The 11,540-nt window shown below is 26.9% G+C and carries 13 protein-coding genes; 6 read left to right on the forward strand and 7 right to left on the reverse strand.

The window, feature by feature from the left end; all coding sequences use genetic code 4:
• Positions 1-1,116 (forward strand): transposase (locus tag RDJ14_RS02335; protein WP_308149764.1); only part of this gene is annotated, 1,116 nt, incomplete at its 5' end.
• 79 nt (positions 1,117-1,195) lie between these two features.
• Here the strand turns inward: RDJ14_RS02335 and RDJ14_RS02340 are convergent.
• The 3 genes from RDJ14_RS02340 to RDJ14_RS02350 all read right to left on the reverse strand — a co-directional run bounded on the left by RDJ14_RS02340 (position 1,196) and on the right by RDJ14_RS02350 (position 3,279).
• Positions 1,196-1,873: a hypothetical protein gene (locus tag RDJ14_RS02340; protein WP_308149765.1), complete on the reverse strand. Its 678-nt coding sequence runs from the start codon at positions 1,871-1,873 to the stop codon at positions 1,196-1,198.
• A 155-nt stretch (positions 1,874-2,028) separates the two neighbouring features.
• A complete protein-coding gene (locus tag RDJ14_RS02345; protein ID WP_308149766.1) occupies positions 2,029-2,343 on the reverse strand; it encodes a hypothetical protein in 315 nt (104 codons plus the stop codon).
• A gap of 300 nt (positions 2,344-2,643) precedes the next feature.
• Positions 2,644-3,279 carry an ECF transporter S component gene (locus RDJ14_RS02350; protein WP_308149767.1) on the reverse strand — a complete coding sequence of 212 codons (636 nt, stop codon included), beginning with the start codon at positions 3,277-3,279 and terminating at the stop codon, positions 2,644-2,646.
• 98 nt (positions 3,280-3,377) lie between these two features.
• Between RDJ14_RS02350 and RDJ14_RS02355 the strand changes: the two genes are divergently transcribed.
• Positions 3,378-3,932, forward strand: a complete 555-nt coding sequence (locus tag RDJ14_RS02355; RefSeq protein ID WP_308149768.1) for an inorganic diphosphatase — start codon at positions 3,378-3,380, stop codon at positions 3,930-3,932.
• A 301-nt stretch (positions 3,933-4,233) separates the two neighbouring features.
• On the forward strand, positions 4,234-4,578 hold the full coding sequence (locus tag RDJ14_RS02360) for a hypothetical protein (protein ID WP_308149769.1): 345 nt from the start codon (positions 4,234-4,236) through the stop codon (positions 4,576-4,578).
• A 110-nt stretch (positions 4,579-4,688) separates the two neighbouring features.
• On the opposite strand, the gene RDJ14_RS02365 is transcribed toward RDJ14_RS02360, so the two are convergent.
• From RDJ14_RS02365 to RDJ14_RS02380, 4 genes are all read right to left on the reverse strand, one after another.
• Positions 4,689-5,000 carry a single-stranded DNA-binding protein gene (locus RDJ14_RS02365; RefSeq protein WP_308149770.1) on the reverse strand — a complete coding sequence of 104 codons (312 nt, stop codon included), beginning with the start codon at positions 4,998-5,000 and terminating at the stop codon, positions 4,689-4,691.
• A gap of 103 nt (positions 5,001-5,103) precedes the next feature.
• Positions 5,104-5,949, reverse strand: coding sequence for a formate/nitrite transporter family protein (locus RDJ14_RS02370; protein ID WP_308149771.1), 846 nt, complete (start codon positions 5,947-5,949; stop codon positions 5,104-5,106).
• A gap of 34 nt (positions 5,950-5,983) precedes the next feature.
• Positions 5,984-6,934: an L-lactate dehydrogenase gene (locus tag RDJ14_RS02375; protein ID WP_308149772.1), complete on the reverse strand. Its 951-nt coding sequence runs from the start codon at positions 6,932-6,934 to the stop codon at positions 5,984-5,986.
• A gap of 290 nt (positions 6,935-7,224) precedes the next feature.
• Positions 7,225-8,118: a hypothetical protein gene (locus RDJ14_RS02380; RefSeq protein WP_308149773.1), complete on the reverse strand. Its 894-nt coding sequence runs from the start codon at positions 8,116-8,118 to the stop codon at positions 7,225-7,227.
• A 129-nt stretch (positions 8,119-8,247) separates the two neighbouring features.
• On the opposite strand from RDJ14_RS02380, the gene acpS reads away from it, so the two are divergent.
• The 3 genes from acpS (at position 8,248) to RDJ14_RS02395 (ending at position 11,294) form a co-directional block, all read left to right on the forward strand.
• The gene (acpS, locus tag RDJ14_RS02385; protein WP_308149774.1) at positions 8,248-8,568 is read left to right on the forward strand and encodes a holo-ACP synthase; all 321 of its coding nucleotides are present in this window, start codon (positions 8,248-8,250) and stop codon (positions 8,566-8,568) included.
• 114 nt (positions 8,569-8,682) lie between these two features.
• On the forward strand, positions 8,683-9,990 hold the full coding sequence (locus tag RDJ14_RS02390) for a thymidine phosphorylase (RefSeq protein ID WP_308149775.1): 1,308 nt from the start codon (positions 8,683-8,685) through the stop codon (positions 9,988-9,990).
• A 71-nt stretch (positions 9,991-10,061) separates the two neighbouring features.
• A complete protein-coding gene (locus tag RDJ14_RS02395) occupies positions 10,062-11,294 on the forward strand; it encodes a hypothetical protein (RefSeq protein ID WP_308149776.1) in 1,233 nt (410 codons plus the stop codon).
• The last annotated feature ends 246 nt before the right edge of the window (positions 11,295-11,540 follow it).

An 11,540-nucleotide genomic window follows, 5' to 3' on the forward strand; every position in this document is an offset into this window, starting at 1 on the left:
GATGCTTTAGCAATTTTAAGCTTTCCACTGTATTACCATAAAAAATTAAGAACTAGTAATCACATTGAACGCCTAAACCGTGAAATTCGAAGAAGAGAAGGTGTTGTTACCATATTTCATGGAGTTGATAGTGTATATCGACAATTACTAGCAATTAAATATCCTTTAATTGACTTTTCTTTATTGTCATTTCAATTTATAAAAAGTAAAGAAACACCAATTAGTGATTATAGTGCTGCTTGAACCCAACGTGTAAATAGTATTAATACTGCCTATTCATACATCTTTATTACCATCTTAATTGCTTTAATTGGCTTTGTTTATTATATTGTAGTAATTATTAAATTATATAAACGTAATCACTTTGAAAAGAAATACGGTTTAAGTACCCAATTTTCTAATGATTATCCTATCTATGATACTAAAATGTATTTAGAATTTGTTATTAATTTAGCTATTGTTTTTAGTTTCTTTAATTTCTTAACAACAATAATTGTTTTAATTTATGGTGCAGTATTAGTTTTAACTTCATATTTCTTTTGATATATCTTAAAAAATAAAACAGAAGTCTTAGTAATGCATAAATGATGAAAATCACCTAATTTTGTATTATTTATATCAGTGTTATTATTTCAAAATGGCTATACATTATTGAAAGCAATCTTTGCTCAACAATTCAATGTTAACTTAGATTTAATTCTTTCTATTATTCTGCCAATCGGAACTATTACCATTGTTATTACTTTACTAATTAAAAATATGTTAGCAACGCAAGTATCAGCTGTTAAAAATGCTATTAAAACGATTAGTGCTAAAGTTAGTGCTTTCCAGATTTTTTATTATACGCAAAAAGAAAAAGCATTAGAAGATTATAGTTTTGTTAATGCTTTACCAACATTTGTTAAATTACCATTACAAAACAATAGTATTAATACTAAACATGCTTTGGTTCTTATGCAAACCATTGATGAAACTGTTTTATATTTTAATAGTCATTTTACTAAATCAAAAGAATTAAATTATATGCTTTATCATTTATTTAATAATATTACTGATGTTAAAGAAATTGAGGAAATTAAAAGTAATATTGTTAAATTACCAAAAAAAGCTAATTAACCTTATAATTATTAATTAACAAATGGTGCATGAATAATCATGCACCATTTGTTATGTTTTTGTTAATATTGCATTAAGATTAGTAATAACGTTGAATATGACCAATTCGTCTTTGAATCAAACTAAATAAAATATAAATAAAAGTAAAACGTAAGATTTCAATTCCAATTAAAATAAAGAATATTTTTGTAACATTGTTATTAAAGTTAACAATATTGTTTAAATAGTCACCTGGTCGTGATAGGGTAGGGTTAAAGTATAATACTACTAATGTTAATGCAAAAGCTAAGGCAGCAACAATTGCATTTAATGGTACTAATACTACTCCAGCACTAACTTTCTTAATAACATCAGTTTTTAAATTGTTACTTTTATTACGTAATTTAAATAAATAGTAGTAAATGAAATAAAAAGAAATAATAAAGGTAATATTAGCAATATTATCAAAGAAAATTTGTAATGGTGGATGGTCACCATCTAATAATAAATGTAATCATGGTTCAACAATACCAATCACTAATGTGTAGTAGAGACCGATGATGGGAATGGCAAAAGCAATAATTAATGAGTCAAACACTCGTAATGGTAAAATTACCCCCATAAATTGAACAGGAATCTCAATTAATGATGATGCTACTGCTAAACCTAATAAAATCCCAGTTAGAGTGATTTTAAACATTTGCACTTTGGAATTAAAATTTAATTTTTTATTTTTTTTAAATTCGGTTGTTTGGTTTAAATTAATACTATTTTTCATTATAATTGCTCCTTCTAAATACTTATTTATAAAAATTATAAATTAATTTAGGAAAAATGCAAGTTATTTTATTTACAATTCAAAAAAAATAAAATCTCAAAAATTCAATAAATCAAACTTTTAAGATTGGTTGATAACTTTTTTATATTAAAATTTTATTTATATTCAACTCATCATGCTTGGTTTGTAGTTTCTTCTTTCAAGATTCCTGTTGTTTCTGAAAGACTAAAAAAACTAGAAACTTGTTTTCCTAAATCACTTAAACCTTTAGTTGCATCATTAATCTTAGTGCTATCAAATCAGATTGCTTTATTTGCCATATCTAGAGCCATTCCTGTTGTTTCTGAAACTATTTTAAAATCTTGAAATTTTTTTCTTAAATCAGTAAACTTAGCAGTTGGTTGTGTTGGGCTAGGTGGTGCAGGCTTAGTACCACTTCCTCCTCCACAAGCTACAACATTTATTGCCACAGGTGTTGATAATGCTAGAGAAGTTAATAATTTTAGTAATTTTTTACCCCCTTTGTTTATTTTGTTATTATATAGAAAGCCCCACTTGTTTAATGGTACACCCCATATTTACCATTATATAGTATATAAAATAAATCTGATATTTTAACTAAACAATACTCTGATTGTGTTCTTAAACTTAACCAAAAAATTAAAAAATTACGAGTAAATTAAAGGAAATTTATTAATTTTCAAGATTACCTAAACATATGAAAAATAAAACTTTAAATAAGAGAAATATGTTTCGCAAACAATTCTCTTTTAATAATTAAAATGCTGACCTAAAATTTGAACAGGTCGTATTAGCAATAAAAATAATCCTAAAACTAAAGTAAACTTAAATAAATTATATGGTAAAAAGATAATTCACAATTGATTTTTATAATCACCTTGACCATATAAATCTAGAATAAACGCTCAATTAAAAAATACATTAACAAATGACACTAAAATACAAGTAATAATAACTACTGGTAATTCAACTATTAATAATCGCTTTCATCAATTAGTAGGTTCATTTTTTCAATATGGTAATAGCTTAAACAACATATGAAAACTACAATATATTAATATCAAACTAATAGTACTTAACATGTAAGATAATTCACCAACCACGTTACCAGGAACAGTGTGTGGAATAATTAAACGTAATCATGGCATAATAATGCCAATTAATAAACCATATGGTAATTTTAAAACTACTACTGCTAATAAATTAATGGTGCTACCAAAGTCAATAGTTAAGAATCCAAAGAAAGTAGGAATTTCTAATAAACTAATTAATGTAGTTAATGCTAATAAAATGCTAATCATAGTTACTTTGTGAGTTGTTAATTTAAGTGCACTAATAAAATATGTTTTTACTTGTTGAATATGATTTTCATTTTTTAAATTCATAGTTGCTCCTTAAAGGTAATATTTTTTTTTAATTATATAGGAAAAAAACGTGTTTTTATTATATAATAGAATTAATTTTAAAAGGAGATGAAAAAATAATGGCAAAAAATAACAATAACATTGTACAAATGGTAGTAGAAATTCCGAAGGGTTCAAGTAATAAATATGAATTTGATTGAAAAACTAAAACAATGATTTTAGATCGTGTTTTATATGGTGCTAACTTTTATCCTGGTGAATATGGTTATATCCCTAATACTCTAGATTATGATGGTGATCCCTTAGATATTATTAGTTTAATTACTTATCCAACTTTCCCTGGTTGTTTGGTGGATGTGAGAATTTTAGGAACTATTAAAATGATTGATGGTGGTGAGATTGACACTAAAGTGTTTGGTGTTGTTGCTAGTGATCCTCGTTTTAATGATTTTAAAACTTTAGAGGATGTACCATCGCATTTACGTGATGAGATTACAAATTTCTTTTTACAGTACAAAGCATTACAGAAAAAAACGGTTGTTATTGAAGGTTGAGGTAACTTAGAACATGCTATAAAAGAATTACAAGCATGTAAAGACATGTTTTTGAAATATGAAAAGGAAATGTTAGAATTATCTAAAGAGCAATTAGTAGCATTATTAAATAAGAAATAGCATCTTTAGAGAATGTTCAACTTAATGATAATCATCTCATAAAGATTTTATTCACTTTCTAAAAAGATAGTGAATTTTTTTATATTTATCTGATTGAATAATTTATTTTGGAGTACCACACAAAAGTAAAACTAATTTATTAAGACCATTTATTGTTACAAACATTATTAACAATCATCTCTATGGTATACCTTTAACATCTTTTCGTAGTGACCGTTACAAATCTAATAAAGGAGATGTAATATTAAAAACAAATTACTTAGGTCAACAATCAATCATTAAATCCTACCAATTAATCACTATGAAACAAGACCATGTTAAAAATAAAATTAGTATTGTTGAACCAGAGATTACTAATGATATTAACAAAAAGATAGATACCAATATTTATCAATACTTATCTATGAAAAATGTTAATTCAATTATGCGTGAATATTTAATTGAACGACAAAATCAAAACCATGAAAGTTTGGAACAAGAAATTAATGTTCTAAAAATGGATTTATTAAACACTAAATTTCAATTACAACTTCTACAAAAAGATAAAGAATTACTTTTAAAAGTAGCTAATGAAAAAATTACTAATTTAGAACAAAAAATAAAATCCTTAGAAAACAAGCAATCTATTACTAAAGAAATATTTTAAGAAACTATGATTATAGAGGGCATTACATTTAATTTTATAATTCAAATTATATAAAACAATAGTCTTGATTTTATATAAAATCAAGACTATTATCTTTGTTTGTTAAATATTTATCCCAAATACGTTATCTTATCAGCGATGATTTCCGTATAGTAGAAATCATTAGCTTTATTAGCAAAGGTTTGAATTCGCCCCTTAATTCCGATAATAGCATTCTTTTTAAGCAATGTTTTTAGTTCATCAGTATTAGCAACTCATGTTTTGATGGCAACAAAGTCAATTTCGAATTGATTTTGGCGATTTTTAAATGGTCTTTCTACTGCTAATACAAATTTTGTTCATTTGCTGGGAATTTGGTCTCTGGTTGGCACCATTTCTGGTTCATTCATGAGTTTTCCCACTAGTATGACATTATTTATCATCGTAACACCTCCTGTCCTTAATTGATTATAAGGTGGAAAATGTTGGATATTAAAAAGTTATTTAGTGTAAGAATATAAATTTACGATTATATTTATTTTAACTTTATAGAGTTATCGGATTTGGTAAATTCTTTTTGTACATTATATAATACATGCCAGGTAATAAAATACCACCACCAATAAAGTTACCAAATAAAGTTGGCAATTGATTTTGATAGCCAAATTGTAAAAATTGACTAAATGATACATTATGACCATAAAGATTAAAAATTGGACCTAAGAATCAAACATAAGAATTAGCAACAACATGAGAAAATCCAGATAAAGCAAACACCATAATTACTAAACTAATTAATAAAAATTTAGCTGTTGATGATTTAGTAGAGTGAGCAATATAAACAGAACCAGCAACTAAAAAATTACATAGAATACCACTAAAAAATGTTTGTCACCAAGGCATTTCTAACTTGTGATTAAAAACCGAGATAGCATTGTTTAAAAAATCTTTATCATCACAAAAACCTGAAAGAGCAGTAAAACCAGAAATAATACCGCAACCAACAAAATTGCCTATTAAAACAATTAGTAAATTAAGTAATAATCTGTTAACTTTTACTTGCTTTTTGACAGCACCTAAAAACATCATAGAATTAGAAGTAAATAGTTCACCACCCATAAAAATAATCATCGTAATGGCAATTGTAAACACCATTCCAAAAACTAAATTTTTTATTCCAACCGGTAGACTAGATGTTCAACCTCTAGTTGCATATATCGCACCAATATAACCAATTCCAATAAACAATCCAGCTGCTAAACCCATTAAAAATGTTTTTATTAGTGGGCTAGTTGCTTTTTTTAAAGCATATTTATAGACTTCAATAAAGGTTTCGATATTGGTTAATGTTTCTGCGTTATCTGTGCTGTCAGATTGGTTTTTTACAACCATTAAATTTTCCTGCTTTCTTTTTTATAAAATTTTCTTATTTTATTTTATTTCAAACATCATCAACAGTAGATTTTACTATTTGACATGATTTAGCAAATTTTTCTTGTTCTTCTTTATTTAAAGGTAAAGTAACGATTCTGTCTCAACCATGTTCGTTAATGACAGCAGGAACACCATTATAGAACCCTGTTTCACCATACTCTCCTTGTAAATAAGCACCAATCATTAAAATTTCATTTTGACCGTTGATGATAGTTTTTACTATTAAGGCTAACGATACTCCAATGCCATAATGAGAACTTTTTTTTAATTTAATAATTTGATAGGCTCTATCAACAGTTTGCTGATGAATATTATCTAGTTCTTTGCTAGTGACTTTACCCTCTTTAATATATTCACTCATACTTTTCCCCATAATAGAACTACAACTTCATGGTACCATTGATGAATCACCATGTTCTCCCATTACATAAGCAGAAATTGATTTAGGATTAACATCAAGTTTTGTACTAATTAAATAGCGTAAACGACTACTATCTAACAATGTCCCAGAACTTAATACTTTATGTACATCAAACCCAGTTATTTTTTGGTATATAGCAGTTATAATATCGACTGGATTTGAAGCTATGATAGTAATGCCTTTAAATCCAGTTTTTTTAATTTCTAAAGCGATTTTTTTGATAATCAGAGCATTATCAACTACCATGTCAATCCTTGTTTCATTTGGTTTTTGTGGTCTTCCAGCAGTAATAACAATAATATCTGCGTCCTTACAGTCTTTGTAATCTCCTGCTTTGATTGAAACAAAAGTTTCACTTAGTAATGCTTGACAATCAGAAAGATCTAAAGCGTTACCTTCAGCACTATCTTTAAAAATATCAATTAATACATATTCTTGAGCTAAACCTTGGTTAATGGCAGAATAGATAAAACTAGTTCCAACTGCTCCACATCCTACTAAGACAATTTTACGAATTTTCATAATGTTTCCTCCTTTCGCTTGTTATACATACATTTTTTAATAATAAAACTTTTCATCTCTTTATAATATGCAAATAAAGTTTTACTACATAAACGGAGATAAAAACCAACTCAGAAAATTAGACTTTTTTGTTTTTATCTAATATTATTTATATGTATAAATTTATTCTAAAACTTTTTTCAAAATAAAAACGAAAAAATGTTTTATTTGCCAGAAATTCATGATTTATCAATTATATAAGTGTTACTCTATATAAAAAGTCAAGAATATTACCATATTTTTAGTTTAGACTACTTATCATGATTAACTTTAGCATTCATAATTATTTTTGTGTTAGGAAAATCTCTTTTACAATGACGATCCATAAAATTAGAAAAAGTAGCACCCATTTTCATTTTGATATTAATACAATAGTTAGTAACATCAGTTCCAGAACCTAAAGGAATGTCATAATCAGAAAAAGTTCTAATTTTATCAATCTCTTCTAAAAATAAATAACGACTAATAATGGTACTACACATAACAGCTAAATATTTACTTTCAGCTGTGTTAATAAATTCTACTTTATCTTTAATAACTTTATTTTTGTTAGCAACCATATTATTGATATTGTCATAATATCTTTTTTCATTAGTATATTGGTTAATAATGATACGATCATATGGTGCTTTGTGTTGTAACATTCTTACTAGTGCTTGATTTTGCCCCCAAGTTTTAATAATATCGTGGCTATAACCAGCATCTGTTCATTGGTTGTATTTGCGGTTATTAATAATTACTGATTCAAAAATAATTGTTTTCATAATATCAAATGCTAATTCTTTAAACTTATCTTTTGGTAAATTTTTATAATTTTCAATATTAAATAATCGTAATTTCTCTAAATTGCTAGAACCAATGTAAGAACTAACTACTACGATTGGCCCAAAGTAATTATCAAGACCAAATTCATCATTACCAATTACTGGTCAATTATGTGTATCAAAGTTTTTTAAATAATCGCGATATTGAGCGATTATGTCTTCACGTGGTCCTTGAAATATAACTTTATCTTTAAAAAATTCAATAGTTATATCATGAAACTTAAAAAGGCTTTCACTTTTATTTTTTTCATTACTAATTTCGAAACCCTGATAGTGTTTTTTAATTAATGATTTCTGTTCTTCGTTTAAATAAAATGTCATTAATATACCACCATCTTTAAAATATTTGTGTTTTTTTAATTTTAATATCACACCTTCTATACTATTAATTATATAATAAAATCAAGGATTTTATTAGATAAACCCTTAATTTTATTTTAGGAGTTAGTAATGTATAGTGTAGGAATAGATATTGTTGAAATAACAAGAGTAAAGAATCACTTAGAATTTGTTAAACGAATTTTAAGTCCAGAAGAAATAAAACTTTATCATGAACAATCATCAATGCGCCAACAAGAATTTCTTGCTGGACGATGAGCATTAAAAGAAGCAATCTTTAAAGCACTACCCCAAGAAAAATTAATATTTCATAATATTAATATTAGTTACAATGAGTGACAACAACCAGAAGTAGTAATTAAAGATTATAAGTTACTTTTATCATTATCACACAATCAAACTAGTGCGATTGCGATTGCGATTGTTATATAGTATAAGTAAGTTAAAAAGATAATTATAATAATATTATGAAGGCTAATGTTATTATTAATGTAGTAAAGAAAATTATATAAAATTTTAAATTAAAAGGAGTAGTAGCGAATAAATATGTATATGATTGATTTAATTACCAAAAAAAAATTGGGACAAAGTTTAACTGCTGAAGAATTTAAATTTTTAGTACCTGGAATTGCTAATGGTACGATCCCTGATTATCAAATTAGTGCTTGAGCCATGGCTGTTTATTTTCAAGGCATGTCTAATGAGGAAGTAGTAGCTTATACGAAAGCTGTGATTGAAACTGGTGAAGCTATGGATTTATCACAAATTACTGGCTTCACTATTGATAAACATTCAACAGGTGGTGTTGGTGATAAAACTAGTTTAGTATTTGGACCAATCGCTGCTGCATTAGGTTTAAAAGTCGCTAAAATTTCAGGACGTGGGTTAGGAATTACTGGTGGAACAATTGATAAGTTAGAAATTATTCCCAAGTTTAAATGTGATTTGGCCATTAAAGATTTTATTAAAGTCGTAAATAAAGTGGGAATGAGCATTATTAGCCAAACGGGTAATTTAGTGCCTGCTGATAAAAAATTGTATGCACTACGTGATGTGACAGGAACAGTTGATTCTTTTCCCTTAATTGCTGCTAGTGTTATGTCAAAAAAAATTGCCATGGGTGCTGATTTAATTTTATTAGATATTAAATGTGGAAAAGGTGCGTTTGTTGCTGATGTTAAAAATGCCCGTAAACTAGCACAACTGATGGTTCATATTGGTAAGTCATTTAATAAAACCGTTTATGCAATTATTAGTGACATGAATAAACCATTGGGTAAAGCCATTGGTAATGCGTTAGAATTACAAGAAGTACTATTGAGTTTACAAAATCAAGGACCAGAAGATTTAAAAATTTTAGTTAATAATTTAGTGGGTTTAGCATTGCTGGGTGCTAAGAAAGTTGCTAGTTTAGAGCAAGGAATTAAACAATCAGAACTAATGTTTGCCAATGAACAACCATTAAAAATCTTTTATGAATTTGTAAAAGCACAAGGTGGAGATGTTAATTATTTAAAAAATATTAATAATTTGCCTCCAACAAAACATATTATTAATATTACTGCTAATAAAAGTGGTTACTTAGATTTTATTAATAACTATGCATTAGGTGAATTATCAGTAATTTTAGGAGCAGGAAGAACTACTAAAGCTGATATTATTGATCCGATGGCAGGTATTTATTTAAAACAAGTGCATGGTCAAAAAGTAGAAAAGGGTAGTGTGATTATGGAGTTACATACAAATAAACCAGAAACATTACATGATAGTTTTAAGCAGTTAGCAAGTACTACATTTGCGGTTTATGATATTCAAAAAGATATTAAACCAATTATTTTAGAAATTATAATGTAATTTAAAATAAAATCATTTATAATAATGTAGTATTTTATAAAAAATGATTTATTATATGAGGAGTGCTGGTTGTGAAATCATTATTAAAATTATTTGGAGCAATTGCTCTAACGACAACTCCAGTTGTAACAGTTGTAGCCTGTGGTACTGAAGATACTAATATTAGTCCAAGAGATATTCAAAATTCGGCTTTAGCTTTAATGCGTGATAGTGAATTTAACATGACAGATTTAGGAATTGGTGCTACTGCTGATTTACTAGGTTTGAAAGATAAGAACTTTAAAACATTTTCATCGGAAATCCAAGGCAAGATTAGTACTATTCTTGCTAATGAGCTTAAAAAAAGTACTAATGAACATCCAACAGAATGATATTATGATGATGCTTCAGTAGTAGTAGATAATGGGAGTGTTGCTGGAGATGCTACTTTTCAATTACCTATGTATGTTGATGGTACCCATCCAACATTTAATGGTATCGTTAATGGTCATTTAAATGTAAACGTAAGTGTAACATATAAAAATTTACCTCCAATTTCTAAAAATATTAAATTAACGTTTAATAATAACACAACTACGGCTTCAGACAAAACTAGTGCTATGAAAGATTTTATTGAGTATAAAATTAAAACTTCTAATGATTTTCCACCTGTTGTTGTAGCAACATTGCCTAGTAAGGATTCTACAGATAATAGATTAACTGCTAGTCAGAATCTTAATAATTCAATTGTTCCACATTTAAGAACAGCAATTAAAAATTTAATTCAATATCAAGATGTAACAGTTAATATTATGCCCTATTATGATGCAACCCCAGTAAGTACTTCATTCTTTACAATAAAAACCCCAACTGTAGTTGCTAATAAATTACAATTTTCTGGTACTCTTAAAAACATTACTATTAGTTTTAATATTGGTGATGATGCAAATAGTAATTTTAAAATAGAAGATGATAAAATTACAGTTATACAAACTCAAACTAATGCTGCCAATCAAGTTAGTGGTGCTTTCTATAATCAATCACAATTTGCTGGTACTTTACCAGGACCAAATGATAAAGTTACAGATTTTACTGGTTTAAAAGACAAAATATTAGATGCTGCAGTGGACAGTATTGGTAAATCATATCAAGATATAGTAAAAACTGATATTAGTATTACTAATGAAGCAATTGCCACATTTACTTCTACTGATAATGATACTGGTTACTTTATATTAAACTTTAATGTTAAGCATAGTTATAGTGGTACAGAATTTACTGTTGATGCCCAAAATATTAAGGTTATTGTGTCTGTGAAACAATAATTCTTAATTTATAATTGTAAACCTTTATTAATCAAACCCATTTTCTTATTTATCAAGAAAGTGGGTTTTACATTGATTAAACATTATGAATGCCATTATTATTTAGGGAGCGTGGCGAAGATGTCGATAACTACATCATTGCTGGCAATAGATTCCTTTCTAACCCTCATTACAATCTATAGCAAAATTCACAAAAGACGAGAAATAAGTATCGTCTTTTTTTGTAATTGTAAGATTTGCAAATTT

It is taken from the genome of Spiroplasma sp. AdecLV25b (genome assembly GCF_030913225.1).
Classification (GTDB): Bacteria; Bacillota_I; Bacilli_A; order Mycoplasmatales; family VBWQ01; genus Spiroplasma_E.